The sequence below is a fragment of the Pseudomonas sp. QC2 genome, from assembly GCF_002859085.1.
In the GTDB taxonomy this organism is placed as follows: domain Bacteria; phylum Pseudomonadota; class Gammaproteobacteria; order Pseudomonadales; family Pseudomonadaceae; genus Aquipseudomonas; species Aquipseudomonas petroselini.
Genome location: NZ_PKKS01000025.1, coordinates 247,230 through 264,269 on the forward strand (window position 1 = coordinate 247,230; position 17,040 = coordinate 264,269).

Consider the following 17,040-nt stretch of genomic DNA (forward strand, 5'->3'; position numbering starts at 1 on the left):
ACGCCAGCCCGACGTGTTGCCAGCCCCACCAGGCCAGCAGCACCAGGACCAACCCTGCGATAAGTATCACACCGCGTACCGCTAAGCTCATGCTGCCTCCATCTGCGCCTGCAATCGTGCCACCGGCCGCTCGCGCACCGGCCAGTTAAGCGCCGCGGCGAGCAGGCTCAACAGAATTGCCACCTGCCAGATCAAATCGTAGTTGCCGGTACGATCATAGACCACCCCGCCCAACCAGCCGCCCAGGAATGAACCAAGCTGGTGGAACAGGAACACGATCCCACCGAGCATGGAGAGGTTTCGCACACCAAACAGTGTCGCGACGGTGCCGTTGGTCAGCGGTACGGTGGACAGCCACAAGAAGCCCATGGCCATGCCAAACAGGTAGGCCGTGACTTCGGTGACCGGTGCCCACAGAAACAGCACAATCACCACCGCACGCAACAGGTACAAACCGGTCAGCAAGCGCGGCTTGGACATGCGCCCACCGAGCCAGCCGGCGGTGTAGGTGCCGAAGATATTGAACAGGCCAATCAGCGCCAACACCGTGGTGCCGACGGTGGCCGGCAGGTGCTGGTCCACCAGGTAGGCCGGCAAATGCACACCGATGAACACCACCTGGAAACCGCAGACAAAAAAGCCGAAGGCCAACAACCAGAAGCCGGAATGGGAACAGGCTTCCTTCAACGCTTCACGCAAGGTTTGCTGACCGGCCATCACCGGCAACGGCCGGTCCTTGAGCATCGCGACCAGCGGCAGAATCAGCGCCACCATGAGGCCCAGCGCCAGCAGTGCTGCAGACCACCCCAACCAACTGATCAAGCCCAAGGTGCCCGGCACCATCGCAAACTGGCCGAACGAACCGGCAGCGCTCGCGATGCCCATGGCCATGCTGCGTTTTTCCGGGGCCACGGCGCGGCCGACCACGCCGAGAATCACCGAGAACGAGGTGCCGGACAGGCCGATACCAATCAGCAGGCCGGCACTCAGGGACAGCGACCACGCCGAATCGGACATGCCCATCAGCACCAGGCCCACCGCGTAAAGAACGCCGCCGACAAACACCGCTCTGGTGGCACCAAACCGATCGGCCAGGGCGCCGGTAAACGGCTGTGCCAGGCCCCAGATAAGGTTCTGCAAGGCGATGGCGAAGGCAAAGGTTTCACGGCCCCAGCCGAACTCGCTGCTCATCGGCGCCAGGAACAGGCCGAACCCGTGTCGCACACCCAACGACAACGCCAGGATCAGCGCACTCCCCACAAGAATCCAGCCACTGGTGCGCCACATCGAGGTCATTTCTTATTCTCCGTTCGCGGGTATATACCCGCTTATAGTCGAACAAACCCGCGATCAGGCGAGTTCGTCCAGCAAGGCCAACAAGGTTTCGCGTTTTTCCGCGCCGAGTTGATCGATCAATTTCTGCTGCGCCGCCTCCCAGGCGGGTAATGCGGCGGCGAGTCGCGCTTCACCGTCGTCGGTCAACTTCACCAGGCGGTTACGCAAGTCATCCCCCTCAACCAACTGCACCAGGCCCTCGCCTTCCAACACCCGCAGGTTGCGCCCCAAGGTGCTGCGATCCAGGCCCATGGCGTCGGCCAGGTTGGAAATGCTCGGCTGATCGAGTCGCTGCAGGTTGCACAGCAAGGAATACTGGGCGACGTTGATCCCGAAGCCATCAAGGGCGCCGTCGTAATGCCTGCTGACGCCACGGGCGGCACGTCGCAGGTTGGTACATAAACATTGGGAGGCAAGCATGGAACGTGTATATACCCGCGATTAAGGAAATGCAAGAAAGTGTTACAGCGCCAAGCCAACCAATACCGCGACTTCCAGCAGCTCCAGCAAGGCGCCCGCGGTGTCGCCCGTGGTGCCGCCCAGGCGATTGACCATCAGTTGGCGCAGCCCGATAAAACAGATCGCCGCGAGCAATACCGCAACTCCACCGCTGAAGCCGCCGATCAGGATGCACGCCAGCCCACTGAGGACCAGCACCTGTTGGCCGACGATCCTCGGTAAATGATCCGACAATGCCTGGCCCAATCCGCCAGCACGCACATAGCACGTGGTGAGAAACAGCGCCAGCATCGATGCGCGGCCGATCAACGGAGCCAGGATCAGTGCGGCGCCGTTCTGCTGTTCGATCAAGGCGACCAAGGCGGTGAATTTGAGCAGCAGCACCAGCCCAAGCGTGACCACGGCAATCGGCCCGCTACGCGGGTCCTTCATGATCGCGAGCGTTCGCTCGCGATCGCCGAAGCCGCCCAGCCAGGCATCGGCGCTGTCCGCCAGACCGTCCAGGTGCAGGCCGCCACTGAGCAGCACCCAGGCCGTCAGCAACAGTGCGGCATGCAGCAACAGTGGCGCGCCCATCAATGCAGTGTTCAGGGCCCACAACAGCACACCGAACAACACACCGACGACGGGATAAAACAGCAACGAGCGGCCCAGCTCCTGAGGCTGCGGCATGCCCGGCAGGCGAATCGGCAGGCTGCTGAGAAATTGCAGGGCGATCCAGAATGGCAGCATGGTCACCCCACTTCCTTCAGCGCGCCGTCGTTGGCGACCTGCAGGCTGAATAGCCCACCGTGGCCAACTTCCACGTTTAGCAATTGCTCCCGAGGCAAGCCACGCGCTTGCGCCAGTAACAGGCGCATCACGCCGCCATGGCTGATCAACAACACACGCTCACCGGCGTAAGCCTGATGCAAACGTGCGACAGCGCCCAGAACCCGACCGGAAAAGTCGCTGACAGGCTCCCCCTCCGGCGGCGTAAAACTGTAGGGATCAGCCCAGAACAAGCCCAGCCCCTCGGCGTCGGTCTCCATCAAGGCGGCGGCACTTTGCCCCTCCCAGGCACCGAAGTGCAGCTCTTGCAGATCCTTTTCCAGCGTGACCGGCAGGTTGAGTTGAGCGCCCAATGCCTCGGCGAACCGCGCACAACGTTGCAGTGGCGAACTGACCAAGCGGTCCCACGGCCCTTGCGCCACAACAGCAGCACGCATCTGCGCCCAGCCCTTGGTGGTGAGTGCGTCATCCAGGCTGCCGCGCAGGCCGCCGCCCATCTCGGTTTCGCCGTGGCGCAGCAGGTCCAGGCGCAAGGTCATGCCGGACGGTCTGCCACGGCGGCTTCGGCGAAGGTCGCCATCTGCCCGTGCAGCGCGCAGGCCAGGCGCAACAACGGCACCGCCAGCGCAGCACCGCTGCCCTCACCCAGGCGCAGACCCAGTTCCAGCAATGGCTGCGCGTCCAGACGCTGCAGCACATGACGATGGCCAGGCTCGGCACCGCGATGGCCAAACACCAGCCATTCACGGCACCCCGGGTTCACGCGTGTCGCCACCAGCGCCGCGACCGTGCAGATGAACCCATCCACCAGCACCACGATGCCTTCCTGGGCGCAGGCCAGATACGCACCCACCAGTGCGGCAATTTCAAAGCCGCCAAGATTGAACAGGCTCTGCAACGCATTACCGCGCTGACCGGCATGCAACGCCAGCGCGCGTTCGATCACGGCCACTTTGTGGCTGACACCCTGGGCATTCAACCCGGTGCCCGGCCCGGTGAGGTCGCTGACCGGGCAATCGAGCAAGGCACACGCCAGCGCACTGGCGGCGGTGGTGTTGCCGATGCCCATCTCGCCGCCGATAAACAGTTGCGCCCCGTTTGCCAACGCACGCCACGCACTGTCGCGACCGGCTTGCAGGGCGAGCTGCCCCTGAGCCTCGGTCATCGCCGGGCCGTTGACGAAGTTGGCCGTGCCCGCGCCGATATTCAAGTGCCGTACACCCGGCAGATCCAGCGACGGCGTCACCGTCCCCAGGTCGACCACTTCCAACTGCGCACCCAACTGCCGCGCCAATACGCTGATGGCCGCGCCACCGGTGACAAAGTTATGCAGCATCTGCCCGGTGACTTCCTGGGGAAACGCCGACACGCCTTCCGCAACCACGCCATGGTCACCGGCGAAAATGGCGATCCACAGAGAATCCACCGACGGCTTGACCTGGCCCTGCAGACCGGCCAATTGCACTGCCAGCGCCTCCAACTGACCGAGGGAACCGGCCGGCTTGGTCAATTGTTGCTGGCGCGCCAGGGCTTGTTCGTACGCTTGAGCGTCGATCGCCTTACAAGGGTTGAGCCACCAGGTGTCAGTCATAACGCAGTACCTTTCAAAGTCAGGGGCAGGCCGGCAACGGTCAGGACAACACGCTGACACCGCTCGGCCAAGGCTTGATGCAGCCAACCGGCTTCATCCACATAGCGGCGAGTCAATTCGCCCAGCGGCACGACACCCAGACCGGTCTCGTTGCTGACAAAAATGATTTCACCCGGCAGCGAGGCCAGGGTTTCCAGCAGTTGTTCGCGTTCGAGCGCCAAGCGTTCGACGTCCTCGAGCATCAGCAGATTGGTCAGCCACAGCGTCAGGCAGTCCACCAGCAGACACTGCCCCACGGCAGCGTTCTCCCGAAGCACCCGCGCCAGCTCAACAGGCTCCTCGATCAAGCCCCAATCATCCGGGCGACGTTGGCGATGCAGCGCGACGCGCGCGTTCATCTCGCCATCCAGCGGTTGGCTGGTGGCAATGTAAATGACGGGCAAGGCACTGTCGCTGGCGAGCCTTTCGGCGAGACGGCTTTTGCCGGAGCGAGCGCCACCGAGGATCAGTTGAAGCATGGGATGGCACCTTGGGTTGGCTGAAGTGGGTCGGCTGTCAGGCCGCCATCGCGGGCAAGCCCGCTCCCACATTTGGGGCGTGGGGCATCAGGTAAAGGGTGGTCGGCCGTCGGGCCGCCATCGCGGGCAAGCCCACTCCCACCTTTGGGGCGTGGGGCATCAGGTAAAGGGTGGTCGGCCGTCGGGCCGCCATCGCGGGCAAGCCCACTCCCACATTTGGAGTGGGGGGCATCAGGTAAATAGGGGTCGGCCGTCGGGCCGCCATCGCGGGCAAGCCCACTCCCACATTTGGAGTGGGGGGCATCAGGTAAATAGGGGTCGGCTGTCAGGCCGCCATCGCGGGCAAGCCCACTCCCACATTTGGAGTGGGGGGCATCAGGTAAATAGGGGTCGGCCGTCGGGCCGCCATCGCGGGCAAGCCCACTCCCACATTTGGAGTGGGGGGCATCAGGTAAATAGGGGGCGGCCGTCGGGCCGCCATCGCGGGCAAGCCCACTCCCACATTTGGAGTGTGGGGCATCAAGTAAATAGGGGTCGGCTGTCAGGCCGCCTTCGCGGGCAAGCCCGCTCCCACAGAAAAGCAGATTCGCGTTTGATCTGGCTTTTGATTTTGATCTCAGGCGCCCCGTAAAACCACGCTGGCCGAACGCAGGCTTTGGAGCGTGGGTAACCCGGCAGGACGCCGGGTTAGCCGCGCTGGGCCAAGGATGGCCCATCGCGGCGGCCCACGCTCCAAAGCCGGAGTGAGGGCACACCGAGCCCAGGCGAGGTGCCGAGTGGTGGGGCGAGGACCTTTTGGTTACTTTTGGGTCCTTCCAAAAGTGACCCGCTGTAAGAGCGGAACCACCAGCAGCCGTTACCACAGGAATGGATATGTACACCGACCCAACGCCTTCGCAGGCAAGCCCGCTCCCACACTGGAATCGCGTGCACACCGTCAAATCCCACATAGCTCACGTAACAGTTCAGTATCCAAATGGTTTTCCACCAAGTCAGCCAGACGCTCGATATCACGCTCGCGCAAAGCGTGATAGTCCACTGCCTGCACATCCTCCAACCCCGCCCAACGCAGCAAAGCACTGCACGCCGCCGCTGTTTCGAACAAGCCGTGCAGGTAAGTGCCAAGGATCTGCCCATCCGCACTCTGGGCGCCATCGCTGCGCCCGTCATCCAACAACACCGCAGCATTCGACAGGCCATCGCCGGTCGTCACGCCCGCATGGATCTCATACCCGCTGACCTGCGCATCCTCGAGCAACAAACGCCCGCGCACGTTGCGCAGCTGCTTCTCTTCTTCCAGCGTGGTGCTGAACGCCAGCAACCCCAGGCCATCGCTGGAACCGGCGGGCCCTTCCAGGCCCAGCGGGTCATGCACCTGCTCGCCGAGCATCTGCAAACCGCCGCAAATACCGAGCACCTTGCCGCCATAGCGCAGGTGCCGTGCCACGGCGGTTTCCCAGCCGTTGGCGCGCAGATAGGCCAGGTCACTGCGCACGCTTTTTGAGCCTGGCAGGATGATCAGGTCGGCGGCAGGAATCGGCTGGCCTGGGCCGACGAACTGCAGATCCACTTGGGGATGCAGGCGCAGCGGATCGAAATCCGTGTGGTTGCTGATACGCGGCAACACCGGCACCACCACCTTGAGCACCTGCGCCGCCTTGTCGATCTGACGCCGGTCGATGCCGTCTTCGGCTTCCAGGTGCAGATCCATCACGTAAGGCAATACGCCCACCACCGGTTTGCCGGTGCGTGCTTCCAGCCAATCCAATCCCGGTTGCAGCAATGCAATGTCGCCGCGAAAACGGTTGATGATGAACCCTTTGACCCGCGCCTGTTCCGTGGGCGACAGCAATTCCAGGGTGCCGACCAGGTGGGCAAAAACACCGCCGCGATTGATGTCGGCGATCAGCAGCACCGGGCAATCCACCGCCTCGGCGAAGCCCATGTTGGCGATGTCATTGGCGCGCAGGTTGATCTCGGCCGGAGAGCCTGCGCCTTCTACCATCACCACCGGGTAGGCCTCGCTCAACCGTGCGTGGGAGGCCAGCACCGCTTGCATCGCGATGGCTTTGTAGTCGTGATAGGCCACCGCGTTCATGCTGGTCACGGCGCGGCCATGGATGATCACTTGGGAGCCGGTGTCGCTGTTGGGCTTGAGCAGCACCGGGTTCATATCGGTGTGCGGCGCCAGGTTGGCGGCCTGGGCCTGCACCGCCTGGGCGCGACCGATCTCGCCGCCTTCGGCCGTCACCGCGCTGTTGAGCGCCATGTTCTGCGGTTTGAACGGCGCGACCGCCACGCCCTGGCGTATCAGCCAGCGGCACAGCGCCGTCACCAAGGTACTTTTGCCGGCGTCGGAGGTGGTGCCTTGCACCATCAGCGTACTCATGCAGCTTCCTTATAGGCGGCCAGGGCCTCGTCGAGGCGCAGCCAGTCGACCTCAGTGCCGGGCAAGCCAAAACGCAGGCTACTGTCGTGAACAAACAGGCGCAGCAGGATGCCGCGCTGGGCCATGAATTCGTACAGGCGTTCGGCGTGGGGCGTGATCAGCCATTGGAATAAGGCGCAGCCGCCCTGGGGTTGAAAGCCGTGGCGCTCAAGCAAGGCGAACAAACGCTGTCCCGCCTCAATGCAACGCACGCGTTGCCGCGCCTGCCCGGCGGTGTCGCGCAGGCACACTTGGCCCAGCACCCGCGTCGGGCCGCTGACGGCCCAAGGCCCGACCTGTTCGGCGAGCAGCTTGAGCAGCTTGCGTTCGGCCAATACAAAGCCCAGTCGCACGCCGGCCAGGCCGAAGAATTTACCGAACGAGCGCAGCACAATCAGGCCGACTTGATGCGCCTGGCCCGCCTGGCCCGCCAGGCTCAGTTGCGGGGTGACGTCCATGAAGGCTTCGTCCACCACCAGCCAGCCGCCGCGCCGGGCCAGCCGCGAATGCCAGTCCAGCAAGCGTTGCGGGGTGAGGCTCAGGCCAGTGGGATTGTTGGGATTGACCACCACCAGCACGTCGAGGCTATCGAGAAAGAAGTCGACCTCCTGCTCCTGCACTTCGCGCACCACGTAACCGGCACGGCGCCAGGCTTCGGCGTGTTCGGCATAGCACGGAGACAACACCCCGACCTTGCCGGCACGGCGCAGGCGTGGCAGCAACTGGATGGCCGCCTGGGAGCCCGGCACCGGCAATAGGTGCGCAGCGCCGTAATACTCGCCGGCAGCCTGCTCCAGGCCGTCGTCGGTTTCCGGCAGGCGCGCCCAGGCGCGCAAGGGGATCTCGGGAATCGGCCAGGGCCAGGGCGCGAGGCCGCTGGACAGGTCAAGCCAATTGGCTTCGGCTATCCCGTACTGAATCGCTGCCTTGCGCAGCCGGCCACCGTGTTCAAGCATAGAATTGCGCCCCCGCACATAGGATCAGCAGCCACAACCATACGCCGCGCTGCACCAGTTGCCAGCCCCGGTCGATGGAATCGGCATCCGCCGCCGGGCCTTCGCCCAATGGCGGGCGCTGGTGCACTTCACCGTGATAGATCGCCGCGCCGCCCAGCTCCACGCCCAGGGCGCCGGCACCGGCAGCCATCACCGGACCGGCGTTGGGGCTGTCCCACGTCGGGCCTTGAGTGCGCCAGCATTGAAGCGCCAGTCGGGTTTTGCCGAGTACGGCGTAGGTCAACGCCACCAGGCGCGCGGGAATGTAGTTCAACACATCGTCGATTTTTGCCGCCGCCCAGCCGAAACGTTCAAAGCGCTCGTTGCGATAGCCCCACATGGCATCCAGGGTGTTGCTCAGGCGGTAAAGCACCACGCCCGGCACGCCAGCGACCACAAACCAGAAAATCGCGGCGAATACCGCATCGCTGCCGTTTTCCAGCACCGACTCGGTGGCGGCGCGGGCGACTTCGGTGCGGTCCAGCTCACTGGTCTGGCGACTGACCAGGTAGCTCACACGCTTGCGCGCTTCCTCCAGGTCATCGCTGCGCAGGGCCTGGGCCACGGGCATCACATGTTCGCCGAGGCTGCGCATGCCGAGTGCGCAGTACAACGCCAGGATCTCCAGGACCCAACCGATATACGGCGCCCACGACAAGGCGGTGGCCAGCAGCGTCAACGGCACCACGGCGATCACCCACGCGGTCACGCCATGGCTGCGCCAGCCGCGACCGCCGCTGTTGAAACGTTGCTCGATGCGCCCGGCGAAATTGCCGAACGCCACCAGCGGATGCCAGCGCCTCGGTTCACCCAGCAGCGCGTCCAGCGCCACGGCAGCGACACACAGCAAGGCCACACTCATTGACTCACTCCCCACACATTCTCATACAACATGTCACTCAATGGCCGAGGTTCGGTCCAGCCTTCGAGCTGCAACATCGGTGCCGGGTAGAACTCGGCTACTGGCCCCAGGCACAGCACGGCCAAGGGTTTCGCGCCGGGCGGCAAACCCAGCAGATCGGCCAGGGCCTGAGGCTCGAACAGCGACACCCAGCCCATGCCCAGGCCTTCGACGCGGGCCGCCAGCCACAGGTTCTGGATTGCACAGGACAACGACGCCATGTCCATTTCCGGCAAGGTACGCCGGCCGAAGATGTGCCGCTCGCGATCGTCCATCAACGCCGCCACCAAGACTTCGGCGCAATCGTGAATACCTTCGACCTTGAGCTTCATGAACGCGTCGGAACGTTCGCCCAGGGCCTCGGCAGTGCGCACGCGCTCTTCCTCCACCAACTGTTGAATCTGGCTACGTAACACGCGGTCGCTGACGCGAATAAAGCGCCAGGGCTGCATCAGGCCAACGCTGGGGGCCTGGTGTGCAGCCTGCAGCAGGCGGTGGAGCAATTCGGGGGCGACAGTGCCGCCGCTGAAGTGGCGCATGTCGCGGCGTTCGGCGATGGCACGGTAGACGGCCTGGCGGTCGGCCTCGGGGAAGGCGTTGTTGGTCATGGCCTCTTCGCGGGCAAGTCGAATCCTCGCACCGCCCCTCCCACAGGTTGATCTGTGAACACTGTCGCGGTGGGAGCTGGCTTGCCTGCGATGGCGGTCTCAAGGTCCGGCGCAAACAAGGCGGCCACCGCGGCCGGATTCGACGGGAAATAAAAATGCACGTAGGAAGCCGTCATCCGTCCCTGCCGATACACCGCCTCGGCCCCGCGCCCACCGTTGGGGCTCAGGCCACGGGCAATCGGTTGCCACTCGGTGCTGGTCAGGGAGTGATGATAGGTATGGCCGCGCAGGGTGCCTTCCGGCAATTCGACACTTTGCAGCGCCAGGGCCGCCAGTTTCTTTTGCATCACGGCATCGCCCTGCAGCAGGCCGAGCAGTTTGGCACGGGTGCCTTCAACGTCAGTCAACGAGTCGAGCAGGTAGAGCATGCCGCCGCACTCGGCGAGCAAGGGTTTGCCGGCCACGTGATGGGCACGGATGGCGTCAAGCATCGAGGTATTTTCCGACAGCGCCTGATGATGCAATTCCGGGTAACCACCCGGCAGATAGAGACTGTCGGCGTCAGGCAATTCGCGATCGTGGATCGGCGAGAAGAAGCTCAACTCGGCCCCCATCGCACGTAGCAGGTCGAGGCTGGCGCCGTAGGTAAAGGCAAAGGCTTCGTCGCGGGCCACAGCGATGCGCACGCCATTGAGCAACGGCTCAGCGGGGATCATTTGCGGCGCGGCAAAGGTCACGGGTGGCGGCAAGGCCACTTCGCAACTGCTGCCCAGCGCTTGCGCAGCGGCGTCCAGGCGCACATCGAGGTCATTCAGTTCACTGGCCTGCACCAGGCCGAGGTGCCGGCTGGGTAATTCGATACCGGTCTCGCGGGACAATGCGCCGTACCAGCGCAAGCCTTCGGTGAGGCTGCCTTCAAGCAATTGCGCATGCCGCAGGGTGCCGACGCGGTTGGCCAGCACGCCCGCGAACGGCAGGTCCGGCTGATAACGCGCCAAGCCCAACGCCAGCGCGCCGAACGTCTGCGCCATCGCGGTGCCGTCGATCACACCCAGCACCGGCACGCCGAAGTGCCGCGCCAGGTCGGCGCTCGAGGGTGTACCGTCGAACAGGCCCATCACGCCTTCGATGAGGATCAGGTCCGCCTCCCCTGCCGCTTCCCACAGCAAACGGCGACTTTCCTGCTCGCCGACCATCCACATGTCCAATTGATACACCGGCGCACCGCTGGCACGTTCGTGGATCATCGGGTCGAGGAAGTCCGGGCCGCATTTGAACACGCGCACCTTGCGCCCCAGGTTGCGGTGCAAACGGGCCAGTGCGGCGGTGACGGTGGTTTTGCCCTGGCCGGACGCCGGTGCGGCGATCAATACGGCCGGGCAATGACGGGGCTGATTCAAAGTTCGACGCCCTTCTGTGCCTTGATACCGGCCTGGAACGCGTGCTTGAGCATGCCCATTTCGGTGACGGTGTCGCCCATTTCGATCAACTCAGGCTTGGCGCCACGGCCGGTGACCACCACGTGTTGCATCGGCGGGCGGGCTTGCAGGTCGCTGAGGACTTGGTCCAGGTCAAGGTAGCCGTGCTTGAGGGCGATGTTCAATTCGTCCAGCACCACCAGGCCGATGGTCGGGTCTTGCAGCAATTCACGGGAAACCGCCCAGGCGGCTTCGGCGGCGGCGATGTCGCGCTGGCGGTCCTGGGTTTCCCAGGTGAAGCCTTCGCCCATCACATGAAAGCGCACTTGCTCGGGGAAGCGGCGGAAGAATAATTCTTCGCCGGTGCTGTTGCGCCCCTTGATGAACTGCACCACACCGCACTGCATGCCGTGACCCATGGCCCGTGCCAGCATGCCGAACGCGGAGCTGCTTTTGCCTTTGCCGTTGCCGGTCAATACCAGCAGCAAACCGCACTCGTTGGGGGAATTGGCGATGCGTTCGTCGATCACGGCTTTTTTGCGCAGCATGCGCGCCAGATGGCGTTCGTCGCGTTCGGGGGAATCGGTCATGGCAGCTCTCCGTTGGGGCTGGACAAAAACGGCGGGCAGGAAAAAGAAACACAGACAGCCAAGCATCGCCCACCGTGATGCTGTTGGATGTTTCAGGCCGGTCTCCGGGCTCATGAGTGGCGCTTGCGTTAATCAAGCAGGCAGGCCGACGGTGCGCCTTCCCATATCGCTGGCGATACAGTGGCAAAAGGCACCGTCTTGACTCATTTACCGTTGCGGGGGCAGCGCCGGAATTGCGGCAGCACTGTGTACAAGTGCGCTCACTCACCGGCTTCCCTGTTTCACTCCGTCGACCCATGGGTCACGGAGCACCTGGAACAAGCCGCGAAGGTTAGTGGGTTGGGGGTGGAGCGTCAATTAAAGCTGGCCTTGGACTTGAACCAACGCCTCGGCTACCTCCTCTACCCTTACAGGTATTAAGGAGAACACCATGCATAAAACCAGACTTGCCCTACTCATCATGGTCGCCGGCACCCTCGCCGCCTGCGGTGAAAGCTCCACCCTCCAGGTCTCCGACGGCACCGGGCCTTCGCCCAAATTGCCGGAACCGAACAAAACCCTGATCCCCACGGTGAATATCGCGCCCGCCATCGGCTGGCCCGAAGGCGTGAAGCCAACCGCCGCTGCCGGCACTCAGGTGGCGGCGTTCGCCGAGGGCCTCGACCACCCGCGCTGGCTGTATGTACTGCCCAACGGCGACGTGCTGGTGGCGGAAACCAACGCGCCACCCAAGCCGGATGACTCCAAAGGTATTCGTGGCTGGGTCATGGAAAAGGTCATAGGCCGCGCCGGTGCCGGGGTACCGAGCCCGAATCGCATCACACTGCTGCGTGATGCCGACCACGACGGCGTCGCGGAAACCCGCACGGTATTCCTGGAGAATCTTAATTCGCCCTTTGGCATGACACTGGTCGGCAACGACCTGTACGTGGCGGACTCGGACAAGCTGTTGCGCTTTCCCTATCAACCGGGCGAAACCGCGATCAAGCAAGCCGGTACTAAGGTGGTCGACCTGCCAGGCGGGCCGTTGAACCACCACTGGACGAAAAACGTGGTGGCCAGCAAGGATGGCAGCAAGCTGTACGTGAGTGTCGGTTCCAACAGCAACGTGGGGGAAAACGGCCTTGAAGCGGAACAGGGCCGTGCGGCGATCTGGGAAGTGGACCGCGCCAGCGGCCAGCACCGCATTTTCGCCTCCGGCCTGCGCAACCCCAACGGCATGGCCTGGGAACCGCAGACCGGCAAGCTGTGGACAGCGGTCAACGAGCGCGATGAGATCGGCAGCGACCTGGTGCCGGACTACATCACCTCGGTCAAGGATGGCGCCTTCTATGGCTGGCCGTTCAGCTACTACGGCCAGCATGTAGACGTGCGCGTCAACCCACAGAATCTCGACCTGGTGGCCAAAGCGATTGCACCGGATTACGCGGTAGGCCCCCATACGGCGTCGTTAGGCCTGACATTCGCAGAGGGCAGCAAGCTTCCAGCGCAATTCAGCCACGGCGCGTTCATCGGCCAGCATGGTTCGTGGAACCGCAAGCCGCACAGTGGCTACAAGGTGATCTTCGTGCCGTTCGAAGGTGGGCAGCCCAAAGGACAGCCGGTGGACGTGCTGACCGGGTTCCTCGACAAGGATGAGAAAGCCATGGGCCGGCCGGTAGGTGTGGTGATTGATCAGCAGGGGGATTTACTGGTGGCGGATGACGTGGGGAATAAAGTGTGGCGCGTGTCGGCGGCCCAATAAACACCGCAAAACCAATGTGGGAGGGGGTTTGCTGTGATTAGGGGAGGCGCGAAGATTCGACTAGTCCCCCGCCGGGTTCACTGAGGATCCGGTGGGGCCGCTTCGCAGCCCAGCGCAGGGCAAGCCTGCTCACCACAGCAAGCCCACCTTTGGGCCTGGGTTTAATTCAGGGATTACGCGCCAGATTCGCCGGCAACACGCGTTTGGCGCTCAGGTAGGCATTCTGCCAATACGCCTTGGACAGGGTATCCAGCTTCACCGTACCGCCGGTTTGCGGCGCGTGCACAAAGCGGCCCTCCCCCACGTAGATCCCGGCATGGCTGACCTGGGAACCGCCACCGGTGGCGAAGAACAAGAGGTCGCCGGTCTGCAAGTTCTGCTCGCTGACATCCTGGGCGCGCATCACGATCAGTTCACGGGTGGTACGCGGCAAGGAGATCCCGGCAGCATCACGGAAGACAAACCCAATCAGGCCGCTGCAATCAAACCCCGAGTCCGGGGTATTCCCCCCCCAACGGTACGGCGTGCCGACCAGGCCAAGCGCACGGAAAAGCACGTCTTCGGCCGCAGGCGAGAAATTCTGGGTGGAGTAGTTGAACACCGGCTTAGGTTTCACCGCGACAGGCGCGGGCGGCGGTGGACGGCTTGCGCAGGCGCTGAGCAGCGCGGCGCAAACAATAAGAATCAGGCGGGCCGAGGTCGACATGTGCAGAACAATCCTGGTCTGGATGCGGCTTTCGCTGCCGAACGCTGAAAACCAGAACGCGCAAGCAAAGCTCGCGCGAACGGATTACAACAATGTCCAGGGATTCTAGCGCTTACACGTCAAACTTCAAGTATCACTTTAAGTTTACTTGCTAGCAGTAACCGTAGTCGGGGCCATGGCGAGTGCGCGCTTGGCTTCGATGAAGGTTTTGCTCCAGTAGCTGTCACCCAGGTTGTCGACTCGAACACCGCCACTGCGACGGCTGCTGGAGTGGATAAACTGGTTATCGCCCAGGTAGATACCGGCATGGCTCACTCGACCACGGCCAGCTGTACTGAAGAAAAGCAGATCACCGGGCTTGAGGTTGTTGCGTGCGACCAACGGTGCATTCACGTTGATCATTTCGCGGGTAGAACGCGGCAGGTTCATGCCAGCTTCTTCGCGAAACAGGTAACCGATGAAGCCGCTGCAGTCGAAACCGGCTTCAGAGGTACCACCGAAACGGTAACGGGTACCGATCAGGGACATGCCGCGTTCGAGGATGCTGTCGGCCAGCACAGGAAGCTGATAAGGCTTGCTGCCGGCGAAGTTGGCCAGCTCTTTTTCGGTTGCCATTTCTTCTTCGTAAACAGAAGCAGACTGTGCAGCAACGAACTTTGCCTGATTTTGAACCTGTGGTTTTTGCTGTTCCGCCACCTGCTGAGGGTGGGAGGCGCAACCAAACAACAGGGTAACGAGTGCGAGAGGCACGAGGGGTGCGAAGCGATTTAGCATGGGCACGACCGTGGCTGATATGTAAAGAAGTCGAGACTATGCCCACTATCACATCGATTTGCAAATTCAATCGTGATCTATGTGACTTCGCGATTGGACTATGACATCTAAGCCGTAATTCCATTTATCGGTTCAAATGCGTAGCCAACGCGGCTCAAACGCAGGTTTCCTGGCGCCTGAAAACTGGCGAAACCCGTAAATTCAACGAGTTACCAGCCCAACGTTTCCTTGAGAAAAGGGATCGTCAATTTTCGTTGAGCTTGCAAAGAAGCCTGGTCGAGCTGTTCGAGCAAGTCGAACAACGCGCTCATGCTGCGCGTGCCACGGGTGAGGATAAAATGCCCGACCTCGTCGGTGAGGTGCAGGCCGCGACGGGAGGCGCGCAGTTGCAAGGCACGCAACTTATCTTCGTCGGACAGCGGGCGCATTTGGAAGATCAGTGCCAAGGTCAGCCGTGACTTGAGGTCGGCCAGCTTGATCGGCAGCTCACGTGGCGAGCTGGACGCCGCAATCAGCAGGCGCCGACCGCTGTCCCGCAAGCGGTTGAATAAGTGAAACAGCGCTTCTTCCCAATCGGCCTTGCCGGCGATCGCTTGCAGATCGTCCAGGCATACCAGCTCGTATTGCTCGAGGTGGTCGAAGATGCCGATGCCACGGTCCATCAACTCAGCCAGAGGCAAGTAAACCGCCGGCTCACCCATCTGCTCGAAACGCAGGCAAGCGGCCTGCAACAGGTGGGTACGCCCTACGCCGTGCTTGCCCCACAGATAGATCAGGCTTTCGGTCCACCCGGCGTCGGCTTCGCAAAGCCGCTCGACATAGCCGAGTGCAGCGGCATTGGCGCCTGGGTAGTAGTTGATAAAGGTGGCGTCATCACGCAGACGCACACCCAAGGGCAGCTGAATCGGTTTCATGCTGACTGAACGGCTCCAAACGAACCGTTAGTGGCCTCTGTGTAAAGTTTGCAAAGTTTATACCCGTGACGCCGGGCGCACAATGCAACAGACCCCAAGCAAAATCAAAGGTTTGCGTTAACTTGTTGGATTTACGCAGATTGTTTGACGCCGCCGCTCCAGAAACAACAAACCCGGCCTGGGCCGGGTTTGCAAAGAAGCGGTTACAGGTCGGGGTCTTCGACCCCTGTATACACCTCCGAATCCTTGTACAGATCATGCACATGGCGCACCAGCACCATGATCACCGCCGCCACCGGCAGCGCCAGCAGGATGCCGGTAAAGCCGAACAGCTCCCCGCCCGCCAGGATCGCAAAGATCACCGCCACCGGGTGCAGGCCAATCCGATCGCCTACCAGCAACGGCGTCAGCACCATGCCTTCCAGGGCCTGGCCGACCATGAACACCGCCACAATGCCCAGCATCGGATACAGGTCACCGCCAAACTGGAACAGCCCGGCCACCAGTGCCGCACCGATACCGATCACAAAGCCCATGTACGGCACGATCGCGGCGAGGCCGGCGATCAGGCCGATCAACAGACCCAGTTCCAGGCCGATGGCCATCAAGCCGGCCGCGTAGATGATCCCCAGGGCCAGCATCACCAGCAACTGCCCACGCACGAATGCACCGAGCACCTCATGGCATTCCTCGGCGAGCGAGACGATTCGCTCCTCACGGTTGCGCGGCAGCAGGCTGCGGATCTTGGCCATCATGATGTCCCAGTCGCGCAGCAGGTAGAACGCGACCACCGGGATCAGCACCAGGTTGGTCAACCAGCCAATCAGCGCCAGGCTGGATGCGGTTGCCTGACTGAGAATGACACCGACGATATCGGTGGTCTGCCCCATGTGTTCGCTGATGGCCGCCTTGACCTTATCGAACTTCCAGAAGCCATCCGCCAGGCCTAACTTAGCCTGGGCCCACGGCATGGCCGTGTGCTGCAGCCAATCGAGCATCTGCGGCGCCAATTCATACAAGCGGAACAGCTGCTTGGCCAACATCGGCACCAGCACCAACACCAACGCCGTGATAATCAAGGTAAACAGCGCGAACACCGCCACCACCCCCCAGGTCCGCGACAGCCCGGCCTTCTCCAAGCGATCCACCACCGGATCGAACAGGTAGGCCAGCAGCAACGCGACCAGGAACGGCGTCAGGATCGAATGCAGCAAGAAGACAAAAACGCACAGCAGGACGATCCCGCCAAGCCACACCCAACGACGCGTATCCGCCATATACCACTCCA

Annotated in this window: 17 protein-coding genes and 1 riboswitch; of the genes, 1 reads left to right on the top strand and 16 read right to left on the bottom strand. The window is 62.7% G+C overall.

Going from position 1 to position 17,040, the window contains the following annotated elements:
• Nucleotides 1–87: 87 nt before the first annotated feature.
• The 12 genes from QCBJ_RS27705 to cobO form a co-directional block, all read right to left on the bottom strand.
• Entirely contained in the window at nt 88–1,287 is a 1,200-nt protein-coding gene (locus QCBJ_RS27705) for an MFS transporter (protein WP_162471080.1), read from the bottom strand.
• A gap of 63 nt (nt 1,288–1,350) precedes the next feature.
• A complete protein-coding gene (locus tag QCBJ_RS27710; protein ID WP_015885231.1) occupies nt 1,351–1,755 on the bottom strand; it encodes a MarR family winged helix-turn-helix transcriptional regulator in 405 nt (134 codons plus the stop codon).
• Nucleotides 1,756–1,797: 42 nt separating this feature from the next.
• Entirely contained in the window at nt 1,798–2,526 is a 729-nt protein-coding gene (locus QCBJ_RS27715; protein ID WP_102062003.1) for an adenosylcobinamide-GDP ribazoletransferase, read from the bottom strand.
• 2 nt (nt 2,527–2,528) lie between these two features.
• The gene (gene cobC / locus QCBJ_RS27720; protein ID WP_015885233.1) at nt 2,529–3,104 is read right to left on the bottom strand and encodes an alpha-ribazole phosphatase family protein; all 576 of its coding nucleotides are present in this window, start codon (nt 3,102–3,104) and stop codon (nt 2,529–2,531) included.
• The gene (gene cobT, locus QCBJ_RS27725) at nt 3,101–4,156 is read right to left on the bottom strand and encodes a nicotinate-nucleotide--dimethylbenzimidazole phosphoribosyltransferase (RefSeq protein WP_102062004.1); all 1,056 of its coding nucleotides are present in this window, start codon (nt 4,154–4,156) and stop codon (nt 3,101–3,103) included. Before cobT ends, cobC begins: the two co-directional genes overlap by 4 nt.
• Entirely contained in the window at nt 4,153–4,674 is a 522-nt protein-coding gene (gene cobU, locus QCBJ_RS27730; RefSeq protein WP_046036018.1) for a bifunctional adenosylcobinamide kinase/adenosylcobinamide-phosphate guanylyltransferase, read from the bottom strand. The genes cobT and cobU overlap by 4 nt, the downstream gene beginning before the upstream one ends.
• Nucleotides 4,675–5,611: 937 nt before the next feature.
• Nucleotides 5,612–7,063 carry a cobyric acid synthase gene (locus QCBJ_RS27735; protein WP_015885236.1) on the bottom strand — a complete coding sequence of 484 codons (1,452 nt, stop codon included), beginning with the start codon at nt 7,061–7,063 and terminating at the stop codon, nt 5,612–5,614.
• The gene (gene cobD, locus QCBJ_RS27740; protein ID WP_102062005.1) at nt 7,060–8,058 is read right to left on the bottom strand and encodes a threonine-phosphate decarboxylase CobD; all 999 of its coding nucleotides are present in this window, start codon (nt 8,056–8,058) and stop codon (nt 7,060–7,062) included. Before cobD ends, QCBJ_RS27735 begins: the two co-directional genes overlap by 4 nt.
• On the bottom strand, nt 8,051–8,959 hold the full coding sequence (gene cbiB, locus QCBJ_RS27745; protein ID WP_046036015.1) for an adenosylcobinamide-phosphate synthase CbiB: 909 nt from the start codon (nt 8,957–8,959) through the stop codon (nt 8,051–8,053). Before cbiB ends, cobD begins: the two co-directional genes overlap by 8 nt.
• On the bottom strand, nt 8,956–9,606 hold the full coding sequence (bluB, locus tag QCBJ_RS27750) for a 5,6-dimethylbenzimidazole synthase (RefSeq protein WP_102062006.1): 651 nt from the start codon (nt 9,604–9,606) through the stop codon (nt 8,956–8,958). Before bluB ends, cbiB begins: the two co-directional genes overlap by 4 nt.
• On the bottom strand, nt 9,603–11,006 hold the full coding sequence (locus QCBJ_RS27755) for a cobyrinate a,c-diamide synthase (protein WP_102062007.1): 1,404 nt from the start codon (nt 11,004–11,006) through the stop codon (nt 9,603–9,605). Before QCBJ_RS27755 ends, bluB begins: the two co-directional genes overlap by 4 nt.
• On the bottom strand, nt 11,003–11,614 hold the full coding sequence (cobO, locus tag QCBJ_RS27760; protein ID WP_015885241.1) for a cob(I)yrinic acid a,c-diamide adenosyltransferase: 612 nt from the start codon (nt 11,612–11,614) through the stop codon (nt 11,003–11,005). Before cobO ends, QCBJ_RS27755 begins: the two co-directional genes overlap by 4 nt.
• Before the next feature lie 77 nt (nt 11,615–11,691).
• Nucleotides 11,692–11,945, bottom strand: a riboswitch (cobalamin riboswitch).
• 99 nt (nt 11,946–12,044) lie between these two features.
• Here cobO and QCBJ_RS27765 point away from each other — a divergent pair.
• Entirely contained in the window at nt 12,045–13,358 is a 1,314-nt protein-coding gene (locus QCBJ_RS27765; protein WP_102062008.1) for a sorbosone dehydrogenase family protein, read from the top strand.
• Between the two features lie 166 nt (nt 13,359–13,524).
• On the opposite strand, the gene QCBJ_RS27770 is transcribed toward QCBJ_RS27765, so the two are convergent.
• The 4 genes from QCBJ_RS27770 to QCBJ_RS27785 form a co-directional block, all read right to left on the bottom strand.
• Nucleotides 13,525–14,064, bottom strand: a complete 540-nt coding sequence (locus QCBJ_RS27770; RefSeq protein ID WP_046036011.1) for a C40 family peptidase — start codon at nt 14,062–14,064, stop codon at nt 13,525–13,527.
• Nucleotides 14,065–14,208: 144 nt separating this feature from the next.
• Entirely contained in the window at nt 14,209–14,838 is a 630-nt protein-coding gene (locus QCBJ_RS27775; protein WP_043205719.1) for a C40 family peptidase, read from the bottom strand.
• Nucleotides 14,839–15,047: 209 nt separating this feature from the next.
• On the bottom strand, nt 15,048–15,752 hold the full coding sequence (gene hda, locus QCBJ_RS27780) for a DnaA regulatory inactivator Hda (protein WP_015885245.1): 705 nt from the start codon (nt 15,750–15,752) through the stop codon (nt 15,048–15,050).
• Nucleotides 15,753–15,955: 203 nt separating this feature from the next.
• A complete protein-coding gene (locus tag QCBJ_RS27785) occupies nt 15,956–17,029 on the bottom strand; it encodes an AI-2E family transporter (protein WP_064052705.1) in 1,074 nt (357 codons plus the stop codon).
• Nucleotides 17,030–17,040: the final 11 nt, after the last annotated feature.